At 53.9% G+C, this 14,965-nt stretch carries 13 protein-coding genes, 4 tRNA genes and 1 pseudogene; 8 read left to right on the top strand and 10 right to left on the bottom strand.

Annotation, left to right across the window (positions count from 1 at the left end; genetic code table 11):
• On the top strand, nucleotides 1-1,016 hold a 1,016-nt coding region (locus tag FBQ85_14630; protein MDL1876386.1), incomplete at its 5' end, for a sigma-54-dependent Fis family transcriptional regulator.
• 5 nt (nucleotides 1,017-1,021) lie between these two features.
• On the opposite strand, the gene FBQ85_14625 is transcribed toward FBQ85_14630, so the two are convergent.
• From FBQ85_14625 to FBQ85_14605, 5 genes and pseudogenes are all read right to left on the bottom strand, one after another.
• A tRNA-Glu gene (locus FBQ85_14625) sits at nucleotides 1,022-1,093 on the bottom strand.
• A gap of 60 nt (nucleotides 1,094-1,153) precedes the next feature.
• Nucleotides 1,154-1,227, bottom strand: a tRNA-His gene (locus tag FBQ85_14620).
• 43 nt (nucleotides 1,228-1,270) lie between these two features.
• Nucleotides 1,271-1,344: transfer RNA gene (locus FBQ85_14615), tRNA-Arg, on the bottom strand.
• Nucleotides 1,345-1,439: 95 nt separating this feature from the next.
• A tRNA-Pro gene (locus FBQ85_14610) sits at nucleotides 1,440-1,513 on the bottom strand.
• A 181-nt stretch (nucleotides 1,514-1,694) separates the two neighbouring features.
• Nucleotides 1,695-1,787: pseudogene (locus tag FBQ85_14605) on the bottom strand (energy transducer TonB).
• Between the two features lie 130 nt (nucleotides 1,788-1,917).
• On the opposite strand from FBQ85_14605, the gene hflB reads away from it, so the two are divergent.
• Together hflB and FBQ85_14595 are read left to right on the top strand one after the other, a co-directional pair.
• Nucleotides 1,918-3,864, top strand: a complete 1,947-nt coding sequence (hflB, locus tag FBQ85_14600) for an ATP-dependent zinc metalloprotease FtsH (protein MDL1876385.1) — start codon at nucleotides 1,918-1,920, stop codon at nucleotides 3,862-3,864.
• Nucleotides 3,865-4,015: 151 nt separating this feature from the next.
• Entirely contained in the window at nucleotides 4,016-4,777 is a 762-nt protein-coding gene (locus FBQ85_14595) for a hypothetical protein (GenBank protein MDL1876384.1), read from the top strand.
• 251 nt (nucleotides 4,778-5,028) lie between these two features.
• Here the strand turns inward: FBQ85_14595 and FBQ85_14590 are convergent, their stop codons facing one another.
• The 5 genes from FBQ85_14590 to FBQ85_14570 form a co-directional block, all read right to left on the bottom strand.
• Nucleotides 5,029-6,390: an ammonium transporter gene (locus FBQ85_14590; GenBank protein ID MDL1876383.1), complete on the bottom strand. Its 1,362-nt coding sequence runs from the start codon at nucleotides 6,388-6,390 to the stop codon at nucleotides 5,029-5,031.
• Nucleotides 6,391-6,642: 252 nt separating this feature from the next.
• Nucleotides 6,643-7,878: a transferase gene (locus tag FBQ85_14585; protein ID MDL1876382.1), complete on the bottom strand. Its 1,236-nt coding sequence runs from the start codon at nucleotides 7,876-7,878 to the stop codon at nucleotides 6,643-6,645.
• A 46-nt stretch (nucleotides 7,879-7,924) separates the two neighbouring features.
• Nucleotides 7,925-8,248, bottom strand: coding sequence for a hypothetical protein (locus FBQ85_14580; GenBank protein MDL1876381.1), 324 nt, complete (start codon nucleotides 8,246-8,248; stop codon nucleotides 7,925-7,927).
• Nucleotides 8,229-8,462, bottom strand: a complete 234-nt coding sequence (locus FBQ85_14575) for a DUF433 domain-containing protein (protein MDL1876380.1) — start codon at nucleotides 8,460-8,462, stop codon at nucleotides 8,229-8,231. The genes FBQ85_14580 and FBQ85_14575 overlap by 20 nt, the downstream gene beginning before the upstream one ends.
• A 171-nt stretch (nucleotides 8,463-8,633) precedes the next feature.
• Entirely contained in the window at nucleotides 8,634-9,839 is a 1,206-nt protein-coding gene (locus tag FBQ85_14570) for an anhydro-N-acetylmuramic acid kinase (protein MDL1876379.1), read from the bottom strand.
• Between the two features lie 92 nt (nucleotides 9,840-9,931).
• Between FBQ85_14570 and FBQ85_14565 the strand changes: the two genes are divergently transcribed.
• The 5 genes from FBQ85_14565 (at nucleotide 9,932) to FBQ85_14545 (ending at nucleotide 14,861) form a co-directional block, all read left to right on the top strand.
• Nucleotides 9,932-11,059 (top strand): aldo/keto reductase, encoded by a 1,128-nt coding sequence (locus FBQ85_14565; protein MDL1876378.1) that lies wholly within the window; start codon nucleotides 9,932-9,934, stop codon nucleotides 11,057-11,059.
• Between the two features lie 104 nt (nucleotides 11,060-11,163).
• On the top strand, nucleotides 11,164-12,123 hold the full coding sequence (locus FBQ85_14560; GenBank protein ID MDL1876377.1) for a Gfo/Idh/MocA family oxidoreductase: 960 nt from the start codon (nucleotides 11,164-11,166) through the stop codon (nucleotides 12,121-12,123).
• 69 nt (nucleotides 12,124-12,192) lie between these two features.
• Nucleotides 12,193-13,452 carry a DegT/DnrJ/EryC1/StrS family aminotransferase gene (locus FBQ85_14555; protein MDL1876376.1) on the top strand — a complete coding sequence of 420 codons (1,260 nt, stop codon included), beginning with the start codon at nucleotides 12,193-12,195 and terminating at the stop codon, nucleotides 13,450-13,452.
• 46 nt (nucleotides 13,453-13,498) lie between these two features.
• Nucleotides 13,499-14,158: a hypothetical protein gene (locus FBQ85_14550; GenBank protein ID MDL1876375.1), complete on the top strand. Its 660-nt coding sequence runs from the start codon at nucleotides 13,499-13,501 to the stop codon at nucleotides 14,156-14,158.
• Between the two features lie 238 nt (nucleotides 14,159-14,396).
• Nucleotides 14,397-14,861 (top strand): lysozyme, encoded by a 465-nt coding sequence (locus FBQ85_14545; protein MDL1876374.1) that lies wholly within the window; start codon nucleotides 14,397-14,399, stop codon nucleotides 14,859-14,861.
• Nucleotides 14,862-14,965 lie beyond the last annotated feature (104 nt).

Below are 14,965 nucleotides of genomic sequence, written 5' to 3'. Positions count from 1 at the left end.
GCCATGGCGGCGCGCGCGCCCGAACCGAACAGGCCGGCCCAGGCGGGGAACGCGCAGCTCTCGAAATATGTGCCGCCGACGACGTTCACGTCTCGGCCCTCGTGACCGTAACGGTGCAGCGCGTCGCGCCGAATGATGCGCGCGTCTTGATCGAGGGCGAAAGCGGCACGGGCAAAGAATTGATTGCGCGCGTGCTGCACAATCACGGGCCGCGGCGCGAGAAAAAATTTCTCGCGGTTGATTGCGGTGCCATTCCCGACAATTTGCTGGAAAGCGAATTGTTCGGTTATGTTAAGGGCGCGTTCACGGGAGCAACGCAAAATCGCAAAGGCCTGCTGCAAGAGGCGGACGGCGGCACGCTGTTTTTGGATGAGATCAACAATCTGCCGCCGCCGTTGCAGGCCAAGCTTTTGCGTGTGTTGCAGGAGGGCGAAGTCCGCCCGCTCGGCAGCAATACCGCGCAAAAAGTCGATGTGCGGGTGATTGCGGCGAGCAGCCAAAATCTGGCGGAATTGGTGAAACTTGGAAGTTTTCGCGAAGATTTGTTTTTCCGTTTGAAGGTGATTATTCTGCGGCTGCCGCCATTGCGCGAGCGCAGCGGAGATGTGCCGTTGCTCGCCGATCATTTTTTGAAGAAATATGTCGAGGTTTATCGGAAAAGCCTGGCGGGATTCGAGCCGGCGGCGATGCAGCTCATGCAAAAGTATCATTGGCCGGGCAACGTGCGCGAGCTGGAGCACGCAGTCGAACAGTCTGTGGTGTTGGCGTTACCACAAGCGCAATTGATTACGGCGAACGATTTGCCGGAAGAACTCAGAGGCAGCGCCGGGAGTGCAGCGCCGCTTGAGCAAATGGCGAATTTGCCCGCGGCTGTGGAAGCGCTCGAGATTCGCATGATCAAAAGAGCATTGGCAGAAACGAACGGCAATAAATCACAAGCTGCGGAGAAATTGGGATTGAGCCGGCGGGGATTTTTGAACAAGCTGGAGAGGTATCAAATCGAGGGGGAGAAATAAAAAAGCGTCCCCTACGGGGTTCGAACCCGTGTTGCAGGATTGAAAATCCTGAGTCCTTACCACTAGACGAAGGGGACGCACAAAAACACGTTTAACTTTTTGCAAGAACACACAACCATTGCATCATTTTCAATCAGGGTGAGTGAGGGGATTTGAACCCCCGACCACCAGAACCACAATCTGGCGCTCTAACCAACTGAGCTACACTCACCATCTCAGCCAGCCGGCAGCGCGGTTCGCAACGCCGTCAACTGTGCGCCAGGGGGGACTCGAACCCTCAACCCACAGCTTAGAAGGCTGTTGCTCTATCCACTTGAGCTACTGGCGCAGAATCAAAAAATGGAGTATTTGTGAAGGAGTACGCAGAAGCAATTCTCCGGTCATCTCCAAATGTTACTGCTTCACAACTCCATTTGATGCGCGTCGGGGCAGCAGGATTTGAACCTGCGACCTCCTGCTCCCAAAGCAGGCGCGCTACCAAGCTACGCTATGCCCCGCGAGAGGTATTGCTTTTTTCAAAAAAGACCGGCTAAGATAAAGCATCCGGCCTAGAAAATCAAGCAGAATTTCAATTTGTGTATGTGTCCGGAGTGTCACCGCAAGCCAGATGGTTGGAACTGTCGAGCCAACTTATTTGCATAACACTGCATCTTATTTCCATTGGTTCTCGTTGAAGTGGGCTTCGACAGGCTCGGCTTCGACAGGCTCGGCTTCGACAGGCTCGGCTTCGACAAGCTCAGCCACCGGCTCGGCTGGCTCAGCCGGCGGCGCGGGCAGCTTTGTGAACTTCACATGATTATGTCATCTTTCATGTTAACCGAAGCATCATAAATGTCACGGCATTTCACTTGACTTTGCTAGGCTGTGGCTATATCTTTGCCATAAAAAAACTCAGGGTAAAATGCAATCTCCCAAACAGGAAGACAAAAAGGCGCGTTTCAGCGGCCGTTTTTGGCTGATGTTGTTTGCCGCCGCGTTGCTGCTCACATACCTCATTCCCAAAATTTTTGGCGACGAACAAGCCGCCACGATTCCTTACAGCGAATTCAAAGCGTTGCTGCGCGACCAAAAAATTACGCGGTGCACGATCACCAGCGACGAAATTTCCGGATACTTTCGCGCCGATTCCACGACTGCTCCGCCTACCGGCTTTTTGCGCAAATTTTTGGCGAGCGACGAGGCCAGACCGGGTGAAACCGCATTTCTCACCGTGCCGATAAATGATCCTGATTTGATCAAAGATCTGGAAGCTGCGGGTGTGGCTTATGCCGGTGCAGCGAGTGATGGTTGGTGGCAAGATATGCTGTTTATGTTCGCTGCGACGCTACTCTTTCTTGTGTTTATCTTTTTTCTCATGAGCGCGCTTTCGCGCCGCTTCAATCCGCAGCGCGGGTTGATGTCGATCGGCGAAAACAAGGCAAAAATCTATGTCGAGGGCAACACCAAAGTCACGTTCAAAGACGTTGCCGGCGTTGACGAAGCGGTTGAAGAAGTCCGGGAAGTGGTGGAGTTTCTGAAGCAGCCGGATAAATTTATTGCGCTGGGCGGACGCATTCCCAAAGGCGTGCTGTTGCTCGGGCCGCCGGGAACCGGCAAAACCTTGCTGGCGCGCGCGGTGGCGGGCGAAGCGGGTGTGCCGTTTTATCAGCTCAGCGGCTCGGAATTCGTCGAAATGTTTGTGGGCGTGGGCGCGGCGCGCGTGCGCGATTTGTTCAAGCAAGCGCAACGCCACAAGGCGGCCATCATCTTCATCGACGAGCTTGATGCCATCGGCAAAAGTCGCGGCGCCAGCCCCTTCAACAGCCACGACGAGCGCGAGCACACGCTCAATCAATTGCTCGTCGAGATGGACGGCTTTGATGCCAACAATCGCGTGATCATCATGGCGGCCACCAATCGTCCCGAGGTGCTCGACCTGGCGTTGCTGCGGCCCGGCCGCTTTGACCGGCAAATCGTGGTGGATCGTCCGAACATCAAAGGCCGTGAAGCGATTTTGCGCGTGCATGCCGGCAAAGTCCGCCTCACCCCGGATGTTGATTTGCGCGTAATCGCCTCGCGCACGCCCGGCTTTGTGGGCGCAGATTTGGCGAATGTCATCAACGAAGCCGCGCTGCTGGCGGCGCGCGCCAACAAACAACAGATCGAAATGCGCGATCTCGAAGAAGCGATTGACCGTGTGATTGCCGGCCTGGAAAAGAAGAGCCGCGTGCTCAACAAGCGCGAAAAAGAAATTGTTGCCTATCATGAGGCGGGACATGCGGTGGTCGCTGCAAGTCTGGAGGGCGTGGATCCGGTGCATCGCGTCACCATCATTCCGCGCGGCGTAGCGGCTTTGGGGCATACTTTGCAGCTTCCCACGGAAGATCGCTATCTCATGACGCGCACGGAATTGATCAACCGTGTGAAAGTGTTGCTCGGCGGCCGTGTGGCGGAAGAGATCATCTTCCAAGAAATTTCCACGGGCGCACAAAACGATCTCGAACGCAGCACGGCGATCGCGCGCAGCATGGTGACGGAATACGGCATGAGCACGAGGCTCGGCCCGTTGTTTTATTCCAATGACAAACGCGGCATGTTTCTCGGCATGGAAATGGGCGGCGTATCGCACAGCGAAAAAATCGCCAGTCAGATTGACGAAGAAGTGCGCACGATTATTGATAAAGCCTATCGCGAGGTGGAACGCCTGCTCGGCCGTAAACGCAACAAGCTTGAAAAACTCGCGAAGCTGCTGCTTGAAAAAGAAATGGTTGAAGGCGAAGAGTTACAGCAATTGCTGCAAAGCAAGAATCGCCCGGTGCTGGGCTTGTTTTCGTCCGGTAATCATGAGAACGGGAAGACGAAAGCGTGATCCGTCACCCCGGTTGTTTATGAAAATTTCTCCCCAAATATCCGTCTGGAATCACCTCTTTTGCTGTTTCGGTTTGATCTCATTGTTTGCCGCGGCAACGGCAAACTCTCAACCTTCCCTTGTTAAGAAACAATCTGGCGAATTGCCGTCCTTGCCTCATTTTCTCACGACCAATCATCTCTGGCTGCTGCCGGCTTCGAGCATGCAAATCAGTTTGGGCGTTGAAGCGCGATCGGACTGGCAAGCGCCGTTATCAGGTTTGCAGGGCAGATTGCTACGCCTCGGCATGATGCGCGTCGATTTGGGCGCGTCTTCAAACGTTGTGATTCAGATTCGCGGCGCAATCCGGCAACAACTTGAAATCGACGAAACAAGCTCACAACCCAAAGCGGGTTTTCCAGCCAGCGGCACAACCGCAGACGCCGGGGATTTTTCCGTGGGCACAATTGTGCGTCTTGCGCAAAACGCGGCGCAAACCACGGCCTTTGGCATGCGCGCTGAAACCAGATTGCCGAATTCCACTCAAAAGAAAGGCATTGGCACAAACACGACGGATGTGTTTTTAGCGGCAATGCTCTCGCAGAAGTTCGAAAAATTTTTGCTGTTCGGAGAAGTTGGCATGGGCATTCTCACAGCGCCGATTGAAACCGACGAGCAGAATGATGTTTTGACTTATGGTTTGGGCGTATCGTATCGCGCCGGGTCGCGACTTCAGTTTGCGGGAGAAATCAACGGCTATCTCACCACACGCAATATCATTCCGGTGGGCACAGAAGCGCGCGGCGTGGCGCGCGCGGGCGTGAGCTGGCTTTTGAAATCTGTGAATCTCGAACTATCCGCCACGCGCGGATTGACCGTGAATGAAGGAACCTGGGGCGGGATGCTCGGATTAGCGCGAAGGTTTGAGCTTTGAGGCTTTGCTTGCGGATTCAGGTGACCAGAACAAAATGCAAAACTCAGGTTGCGAATATTCTGCCACGGCGTGAGTCCTGACTCAGCGTACCCAATGCCACGGCCAAGCCGTGGCAGAACAGTTGCAATTTTAGGTTAGGGGGTGGAATAGAATAAACTATCCATGTGATCCATCGAAATACTCAATGTGCCATGTCAAATAAGGGCGTTTTGGAAATGTTAATTTATTCCACCCCCTTATATTGCGCCTTGTTACGTCGTATGCACGGCGGGCGCGATTACGATCTTTCGTCCGTTGCCATTGCTGATGGCCTCGCCACCGACGGTCTCGCCATGCTGGCTAATATCCAGGCCGATTTCTTCCTGTTCCAGCGGCACGCGCAGCGGAATCAACATATCCGTCAGTTTGTATAAAACAAACGACCCGCCGAAGCTGAACGCGCTTACGATTACAATCGCGAGCAAGTGATACAGGAAAACCTGCGACGTTCCGTACAGCAATCCCACGCCCTGCGCGAAAATGCCGGTGGCCAGCATGCCCATGATACCGCCCACCCCGTGACAGGGGAAAACATCGAGCGTGTCGTCAAGCGTTGATTTCGATTTTAAATGCACGGCATAATTGCTCACAATGCTTGCCAGCGTGCCAATAAGAATACTCGCGCCCACCGTCACATAACCCGCCGCAGGCGTGATCGCCACAAGCCCGACAACCGCGCCGATGCACGCGCCCAATGCCGAAGGCTTGCGGCCGCGAATACCGTCGAACAAAATCCACGCGAGCATGGCAGCAGCCGAAGCGGTGTTGGTGTTGAGAAACGCCAACGTGGCCGTCTCCGACGCGGCAAGCGCAGAGCCGGCATTGAAGCCGAACCAGCCGAACCACAGCATGCCCGTGCCAAGAATGACGAATGGAATGTTTGCCGGCGTATGCGGTTCGCGCGCGGAATGATCTTTTCTTCTCCCCAAAACCAACGCGCCGGCCAGCGCCGCCAGACCGGCGGACATGTGAACCACCGTACCTCCGGCAAAATCAAGCACGCCCCACTGCCGTAAAAAGCCCTCGGGATGCCAGGTCCAATGCGCGAGCGGGCTGTAAATAAACAAACTGAACAAGCAGATGAAAAGCAGGTAGCTCGAAAAGCGCACGCGCTCGGCAAACGAGCCGGTGATGAGCGCGGGTGTGATGATGGCAAATTTCAGTTGAAAAAGGGCAAACAAGACCAGGGGAATCGTGGGCGCCAAATCCGGATGCGTTGCGCCGCCCACGCCGCTGAACATAAAGTAGGTCAACGGATTACCGATGAACCCGCCGAGGCTGTCGCCGAACGACAGGCTGAATCCCACCACCACCCACAGAATGCTGATGACGCCCAATGCGATAAAGCTTTGCAGCATGGTGGAGATGACGTTTTTGGCGCGCACCATGCCGCCATAGAAAAATGACAAGCCGGGCGTCATGAGCAAAACCAGGCCGGTGGCCGTGAGCATCCACGCCACATCGCCCGCGACGATGGGGCCGCCCGTCACGCTCGGCGCAGAAACCGGAAACATCACTCCAACAAAACTCACGAGCAACAGCAGGCTAAACGGTAAAAACCAGCGCATTTTCATAGGATGCCCTTTCTGTGAAATGGTTTTCCAGCCGCACTATGGTTATAATTTTATTGATTTAGTTTATAAATTTATATAGAAGTGCAGTTTTAATTAATTTCTTAAATAAATTGGCGCGAATATATAACAGATAGTTTGTCAAAACAAGTAAATTTTTAACTAAATTTTCATTTTTACCTAAAAATAAAAACTCTGCCTATCTTTCGATAAACAGAGTTAAGTAATTTACCGGTTTTGAGAAAACCGAACTGATTAACTTACTGCCCTTTCTGAGCGAGTTATCTCAAACACATGGCGCAATATAGCTTCTTGCACGGGCGTTAGATTTTGCTTGCGCCTCGTCATTGCTCGGCGGGCGACTTCGAGCGCCTTGTCCAGCGCATAGGTTTCGCTTGACTCTGCTCCGCCCCAAGTGAACGAAGGAATGAATTTGGCCGGATAGCCCGCGCCAAAAACGTTGCTCATCACGCCCACCACTGTGCCGGTGTTGAACATGGTATTGATGCCGCTTTTGGCATGATCGCCCATGAACAATCCCGCGAACAGCGACCCGCTGTCCACCATTTTTCCGTCAATGTGAACCTTCACGCTGCTGTAGTTGTTTTTGAGATCGCTGTTGTTGGTATCTGCGCCGAGATTGACCCACTCGCCGAGATACGCATGTCCGAGAAAGCCTTCATGCTGCTTGTTGCTGAAGCCGTGAATGATGGAGGCATCGACTTCGCCGCCGATTTTGCACACCGTCCCGATGGAAGTGCCTTCATAGATTTTTGCGCCCATTTTGATGACGGACTTCTTACCGACATATAGCGGCCCCTGCAAGCAGGCATTCGCCATCACCGTCGCGCCCTCGTCGATGAAAATCGGGCCGTCTTCGGCATCGAGCACAACACCGGGTTTGATCGTCGCGCCGGCTGCGATGTGAATATTCTTTTCATCGAGCAGTGTCACGTTCGGATAGATCTTCCCAAGAATTTGGCCACCGAGATTCCGATAGCCGAAATCTTTTTTTATCTCAGACGGATTATTGTTTACCAAATCCCAGGGGAACTCGAGAAATTTTCCAGTGATTTCATGTTGAGAAATGCCGGCAAAATTTTCCGGCATGATTATGCCTCCCCCTTCGATCGCTAGCCCGGCCAATCTTGCTGCAGAAAGCCGTGCGGCGACGATTTTACCGCGATTGCACCAGGCCATCTCCCCGCCCTCAAGCCGGGGGAGATCATTCTCAAACAAAAACCGGCCATTGATCAACAAGCAAGAATTGGCGGGAATTTGATTGACGCGCGCATGCGGATGATTTTCTTTTGTCAAGCCGGCAAGATAGTCGCGCACGAAAAGATGCAGCGTGAAATCGGAATAATGCCGGATGATTTTCTCGAGCAGTGACGTCATGCCGCAGCGCAAATCGAACACCGGGCGGGTGAGGCTGAGTGGGTGGAGATGATTACAGTTTTGATCCTCAAAGAGGCAAAGAGCGGGAAGCATAAAACGAACTTTGTTGTAGATTTTGAATAGACGTTTTAAAAAGATATTACTGAGACGCGATATGCAAAACTCGACCTGATTTTACAGTAGGTAGCGCTAACAAAATTTCAGGAATAAGGGGCTTCAGGTCTGCAAGGCGATTTGTCCCTGCGTGAAGAATCAAAACAGCGAGATCGAACCTGCGCAGATTCTGCTGGAAAAATATGTTTTGATCTGTAGTAATAAACACGTCGAATTGCTGCTGCGCTAACGCCAGGAGTTCGCCATTTTTCTTGCCGGAACACCCCATGCGAGGCACAGTACGAACATTTTGATCGCGAAGCTCTTTGCCAAGCCTATGATCCACACATTCATCTAACAGCACATTCACTTTCTTCCACCCCGGAAATGATTTGTTGTTTTATCTCATACAAAAATGCAAGTATCTGTTCCCTCGTAACCGAGGGAAAACCTTCTAAAAAACTATCTATAGATTCTCCGCCTTCAATATAATCCAACAACGTCTGAACTGGAACTCGCGTTCCAGAAAAAACCGGCGTTCCTCCCATAATGTCCGGGGAGGAGTTGATGATTTTGCTTTTCATGATAACACCATTCGATAGAAGTGCTTTTGAAGGTGATCACTGCACAAATGTACTACAGATTCAGCTACAACCTACTTTACCCTCACTCCCAAGGCGACATGAACAAATTTAGCACGAAATCTTTGCCAAGCAAGGCGAGTTTTTCCCGGCGCGCAGGAACGCAATCCATTTTCACAAACAAATTTTCCCCAACACCGTCGCGGCAGTCGCGCCGGTGACCGAGGGCACGTTCCCGGGATTTCCGGAGGCGGTTTCATTCGCCAACAGGGCAAAGAGAATCGCCTCTTTCGCCTCGCTCGGCACACCGAGAATGTTCGTCGTGATCACTTGCGCCGGCGCAAACTTTTCCTGCAAACCAGCCATCATCACGGGATTTTGCGCGCCGCCGCCGCTCACGATCAATTCCTCGATTTTGCTGCGCGAGGCTTGCAACAGCTCTGCGCCCTGCCAAACCGTGGCGACCGTCAACGCCGTTGCGGTAGCAATAATGTCCTCATTTTTTAGATCATGATGCAAGGCAAGATAAACAAGATGATCAATAAAAGGTTCTCCGAACTCCTCACGGCCGGTAGATTTGGGCAACGGCCGTGAAAAATAAGGATGCTGCAGCAGATGCTGCAATAACTCCGAAGAAACTTTGCCTTGCGAGGCGATTTTGCCGTCTTCATCGAATGCGCGGCCGTAAAGCCTTTGCATCAGCCCATCGATCACCATGTTGGCCGGGCCGGTATCGAACGCCCGGACGTCCTCGAGTGTGCCATTTTTCTTTAACAACGTGAGATTGGCAATGCCGCCAAGATTTAGCACGCCGCGCGTTTTTTGCGGCGACCGTAGCAGCAAAAAATCCATAAGCGGCACCAACGGCGCGCCCTGTCCGCCGAGCGCCATGTCGGCTGCGCGGAAATCTGCAATCGTGATGATGCCGGTACGTTTTGCAATGAGGCTCGGCTCACCGATTTGCAGCGTGCCCGCGGTCGCCACACCCGTAATCGGCTCCGCGTTGGGCAGATGATGCATGGTTTGGCCGTGCGAGCCGATGAGATCGATCTGTTCCGCTTGCAAGCCATGGGCGGCAAGCAGGGCCTTGACCGCCTGTGCAAAGCATTCGCCCACCGCAACATTCAAGCGGCAGATTTGATCGACGGAGCCGCGCCCCGGCAGCGCGGCGCGCAGCAATTGCTCGCGAATCGCCTCGGGATAAGCATAATGCTCGAATGCCAACAGCTTGAATTGCACGGCAATGCCGCTGCCGGCGCATTGCACCAATGCTGCATCAATGCCATCAGCAGAGGTGCCGGAGTTTAGACCAATGATGAGGCGCTCAGATTTGGCGAGGATTTGTAAGAAGCGTTGCATGGGCAATCCCGGAATGAGCATTTGCTTTCAGGAAATGTGGTTTGTTTGCAAGACGGCATAACGCCGTTGCGACGCCGCGAAAATAGCGGGAAATTATACGAAAAGCAACAAGCGTGGAATTTTGGGCTGGCCGGCTGGCGCGGCGTGAAATGGCGCTTGCAATTCTCCTTTGCCCTTTTTATCATTCCTTCATCAAAAACAGTTCGGCTTACGCCCCATCCGCCTGCGGGGGTTGGGGCATTGTTATTTTGGGAGGCTGTCGCCCCATGAAGCACAAGCGGTTCGGAAAAACCGATCTTTGGGTTTCTGAGATGTGTCTCGGCACCATGATGTTCGGCGATCGTTGCAGCGAAAGTGAAGCGGAGCGTATTCTCGGCCAGGCGCGCGAGGCGGGCGTGACGTTTCTCGACACGGCGGCGATGTATTGCGATGGCCGCACGGAAGAGATACTCGGGCGCTTGTTGCGCAGCCAGCGCACCGAATTTGTCATTGCCTCCAAAGTTCACAAAGGCATCGACGCCGGCAGTATTTTGACGAGCATCGATGAAAGCCTGAGCCGGTTGCAAACGGATTATCTCGATCTTTATTTGATTCACTGGCCAAAAGCCGGCATGCGTCTCGATGAAATCATGCGCGCGCTCGATCATGTGGTGAAACAGGGCAAGGCGCGCTATGTCGGCTGCTGCAACTATCCCGCATATCTTTTTTTATTATCCAATGCCGAAGCCGCCCAACATGCTTTCAGTGAAATGGCGTGCCTGCAAATTCCTTACAACCTGATCGAACGCGGCGCAGAAGTTGAAGTTTTACCCATGGCGCACACGCTGGGTCTGGCCGTGACCGCCTATCGTCCGCTGGCCATGGGTCTGCTTGCCGGGAAGTATCAGCACGGTGCGGAATTGCCGGAAGATTCACGCGCGATTACGGATGAACGCATTGGGCGCTGGCTGACGGCGCACGGCGAGGATTTGGCGCGACTTGCCGATTATGCGCAGCAACATCAGCTCAAGATTGGCGAAGTCGCGATTGCCTGGCTGCGGGCATCTCCGGCGGTCACGTGTCCGATTGTGGGGGTCAGCTCGCTCGCGCAATTTCAGGCGAGCCTGCCCGCATTTGAGCTTGAGCTGGAGCCGCAGGAACGCGAGTATATCTCAAACCTCTTCAACACCGAGGTGAAAGAAGAATCCGGCGGCGCTTACAAAGCGCTGCGCCGCAATCTCACGCTGCTCTCCGGCAGTTGAAAAAAATTTGCGCGAACCGTTCTGCGGCATTTTGTGAGCAGGTCGAGGATGACTTGCCGAAACTCTTTGGGTTAGTGTGAATCTAGTTTTGCAATGGGCCTGCCATGCCAAAGGCAAGCGTTTTTCGTTTTGGCTTTGTCGGCGCAGGCCGGATTGCGCGAGTGCATGCAGAGGCGCTGCGCGAACTCGGCGGCGCCGAAATCGTTGCGTGGTCTGCCGGCCATTGGCACAATGCTGAAAAGGCTTCAGGCTCATTCGGCGGCCGGCCGATGACCACCGAGGATTTGCTCAAGCATCCGGAGATTGACGCCGTTCTCATCTCAAGCCCGACGCCGCGGCATCATGAGCAAACGCTTGCGGCCCTGGCGCAGGGCAAACATGTGTTTTGTGAAAAGCCCATGACGCGCACCGACGAGGAAGCGCAGGCGGTGCTCACGGCGGCAAAATCGTCGGAATGCGGTTTCTACGTCGGGCACACCCTGCGATTCTTCTCGCGCTATGCCAAAGCGCGCGAGCTGCTGCGCGCAGGCGCGATCGGCACGCTGCGCCGCGTGGCCAGCCGCCGCTTGAATGCGCCGCCGGCAGAGGGCCGCGCCTCCTGGTTTTTTGATTTTGCGCAAAGCGGCGGCTGCATTCTCGATCTCATGATTCATGATTTCGATTTCTTACAATGGTGTCTCGGCAAGCCCACACGCATCGAGGCTGAAACCGCCCCCAACAAAGATCCCGAAGGCTGGCAGCATGCCATCGTGCATTTGTATTTCAAAGGCGGCGCGCGCGCGGAAGTCGAAGGCAGTTGGCTGCATCATCGTCATGAACGCTCGCTGTTGCTGGAAGGTGATAACGGAAAAATTACCATCGACCCGGACGACGGCCTTCTCCGCCTGGAAAACAGCCAGGGCGCGCGCGTGATCGATGTTCCGGTGGTGGACGGCTACCGCGAGCAAATGCATCACTTCTTAGAGCATCTCCGCTCCGGCGCGCCGCTGCTCGTCACACCGCAAGACGCTGCCAGCGCGCTAGCAATTGCGTTGACAGCTTTGCAAAAACTTGGAAAGGAATAGAGGAATCACGATTCATCATTAGCCATTGATCCTCCAAACAATTATCTCTTTATCTCTTTTACTTCTACTATGCCTCACTTAGCTCTCCTCGGCGGCGCGCCCGTGCGCACAAAATCTTTTCCGAAGTGGCCGATCCTGCGTCCCGCGCAAGCCGCGGCTTTGCACAAAGCCTGGGAAGGCGGCGTCTGGGGAATTCGTAGTCCGCAGGTGGCCGAGTTTGAAAAGCGATTTGCTGAATTTCAACACGCGAAATATGCGCTGGCGATGTGCAACGGCACCGCGAGTTTATGGGTCGCGCTTAAAGCCTGCGGAGTAAAAGCCGGCGATGAAGTAATTATTCCGCCTTACACGTTCATTGCCACGGCCTCTGCCGTTCTGATGGCCAACGCGGTTCCTGTCTTTGTCGATATCGATCCGAATACCTACAATCTCGATCCCACCTTGCTCGAGGCCGCGATTACAACCCGCACCAAGGCGATTATGCCGGTGCATATCGCCGGGCAGCCGGCTGATCTGGACGCGATTTTAGCGATTGCCCGGAAATATCGCCTGGCTGTGATTGAAGACGCGGCGCAGGCGCATGGCGCGGAATGGCGGGGTCGCCGCGTCGGCGCCCTTGGCGACCTCGGCTCGTTCTCATTTCAATCATCAAAAAACATGAGCGCGGGAGAAGGCGGGGCTCTGGTTTCGGATTCCAAAGAGCTGATGGATCGATGCTTTTCGTATTACAATTGCGGCCGCGTGCGCGAAGGCGCCTGGTACGATCATCGCGTGCTGGGCTCTAACATGCGCATGACGGCCTGGTCTGCCGCAGTATTGACCGCGCAGTTTGCCACCATTGCTGAAGACATGGAATTACGCGATCACAACGCGGGTTATCTTGATCAGCGTTTGTGCGAGATTCCCGGCATTCAGCCGCTTGTGATTCACCCACAGGCCACGCGGCATGCGCGTCATTTGTACATTTTCCGCTACGACGCCGAGGCCTTCGAACATCTGCCGCGTGAAAAATTTCTTGCAGCCCTGCAAGCCGAGGGCATTCCGGCTTACAAGGGTTATACCCCGCTTTATCGCGAGCCGATGTTCGGCCTCGACCCGCGCGAGTATCCCTGGCTGGAGGGTTGCAATTATCACGATCTGCGTTTGCCGGTGTGTGAGCATGCCTGCGAAGAAGAAGCGGTTTGGCTGGCGCAAAGCGTGCTGCTCGGCAGCGCTGCAGACATGGAAGACATCGTGCGCGCGGTGGCCAAGATTCATCAGAATGTCGGTGAGTTAGTTGAACCAAGTCATGGCGGGGCGTTGTCCGAAACTGCCGTCTTGACCGAGTAAAAACGGGCGTTTTGCAGACACTCCAATAATCGCTTGCTTACGGCTGATGCGTTACAAAATTCCCTGGCTTAATCATTTCATCGAGCTTGTCGTCGTCTTTATCGGCATCACAGCGGCATTTGCGCTCAACAGTTGGTGGGAAAATCACAAGCAGGTGCAAGCTGAGCGCATGTATCTTAGCGACTTTTCCCAAGATTTGCTCTCCGATGCCGAATCGCTGCATGCGATAATTCCCGCTAATGAAGCCAAGCTCAACCGTGTTGGGCGATTCCTGTGGCAGGATTTACAAAACAATCAATGGCCGGTTGATTCCGCCGCCGCCATCCTGGTTGAAACGCTGAGCGCGCAAACCTTTGCCCCCAAGAACAGTACCTATGAGTCCATCAAGAACAGCGGGAATCTGGGCCTTCTGTCGGATTACAGATTAAGAAAAGAACTCATTGCATATTACGAGATCTTTTCCGAGGTGGCGCTGAAAGAACGCGTCTATTTTGAATGGCTCAATGCGTTCATTCTGCCTTTTATCAACGCCAACATGGATGTCCTCAAGCGCGAAATCAAAACTGAACCCGCGATTAGAAATCATGTGTTCAAGAATCTGATTGCCGGCTATTATGTATTTTTGCAGCAGAACCTTGACATGTACAAAACCGTTCAAACAATGAACGACAGCCTGAAAACAAGATTGTCGCAGGCCCAAAAGTGATCAAACACAGAGGCCGCGTGAACTGGCCTGACGCTGCCCCTGACAGGTTCGAAGTTCTGAGAACAGATGTATGCGTTGGCTTGTCGCAACCCTTGTTATTCTCAATGCCGGTGGGATGACATTCGAGGGCACGCGTGCGCTCATCGTCGGTGATTACGTCACACCCAAAAGCGGCGCACATGCCGGACAACTTTCAGCTCTAATAAAAATTTCATGTTTGTGAGGTATTCTCATGCGCATGAGTGAAAGAGGCAAACGGCTGCTGGCCGAGTGGGAAGGCTCAAAGCCCCACGTCTATTTGGATGTAAAAGGCTTGCCCACGATCGGCGTCGGCCATTTACTCACGAAGGATGAACTGACATCCGGCAAACTGTATATCAAGGGCGTTGCGCTCGATCATCGCAACGGCTTGACGGCGCAGCAAGCCATTGATTTGCTCGAACAAGACCTGATCGAGTTCGAAAACACGATCACCGGCGCGGTGGTTGTGCCGCTCAATCAGAATCAATTCGATGCCTTGGTCTCCTTTTCATTCAATGTCGGCTCGACCGCGTTCACAAACAGCACGCTGCTCAAATTGCTCAATCAGGGGCTCTATCAAGAAGTGCCGGCGCAACTGCGGCGCTGGGTTTATGGCGCAAACAAAGTCATTCCCGGCCTGGTGAATCGCCGCGAAAAAGAAATAGCCTTGTGGCTGGCGTGATATGCTGGCTTCGACAAGCTCAGCCAACGTGCTTCGCCTGTGCTTGCCCAGAAACTCGGCATCGTCAAGCTCAGCCAACGTGCTTCGCCTGTGCTTGCCCAGAA

Source organism: Cytophagia bacterium CHB2, from assembly GCA_030263535.1.
In the GTDB taxonomy this organism is placed as follows: Bacteria; Zhuqueibacterota; Zhuqueibacteria; order Zhuqueibacterales; family Zhuqueibacteraceae; genus Coneutiohabitans.
Note: the sequence above shows the minus strand (reverse complement) of the source record. Positions and strands in the feature narration are given on the sequence as shown.

What these genes read in the sequence shown, in the direction of transcription:
- hflB (MDL1876385.1), top strand. Translation starts at nt 1,918, where the DNA reads ATGCAATCTCCCAAACAGGAAGACAAAAAGGCGCGTTTCAGCGGCCGT.
- FBQ85_14590 (MDL1876383.1), bottom strand. Translation starts at nt 6,390, where the DNA reads ATGAAAATGCGCTGGTTTTTACCGTTTAGCCTGCTGTTGCTCGTGAGT.
- FBQ85_14585 (MDL1876382.1), bottom strand. Translation starts at nt 7,878, where the DNA reads ATGCTTCCCGCTCTTTGCCTCTTTGAGGATCAAAACTGTAATCATCTC.
- FBQ85_14575 (MDL1876380.1), bottom strand. Translation starts at nt 8,462, where the DNA reads ATGAAAAGCAAAATCATCAACTCCTCCCCGGACATTATGGGAGGAACG.
- FBQ85_14570 (MDL1876379.1), bottom strand. Translation starts at nt 9,839, where the DNA reads ATGCTCATTCCGGGATTGCCCATGCAACGCTTCTTACAAATCCTCGCC.
- FBQ85_14560 (MDL1876377.1), top strand. Translation starts at nt 11,164, where the DNA reads ATGCCAAAGGCAAGCGTTTTTCGTTTTGGCTTTGTCGGCGCAGGCCGG.
- FBQ85_14555 (MDL1876376.1), top strand. Translation starts at nt 12,193, where the DNA reads ATGCCTCACTTAGCTCTCCTCGGCGGCGCGCCCGTGCGCACAAAATCT.
- FBQ85_14550 (MDL1876375.1), top strand. Translation starts at nt 13,499, where the DNA reads ATGCGTTACAAAATTCCCTGGCTTAATCATTTCATCGAGCTTGTCGTC.
- FBQ85_14545 (MDL1876374.1), top strand. Translation starts at nt 14,397, where the DNA reads ATGAGTGAAAGAGGCAAACGGCTGCTGGCCGAGTGGGAAGGCTCAAAG.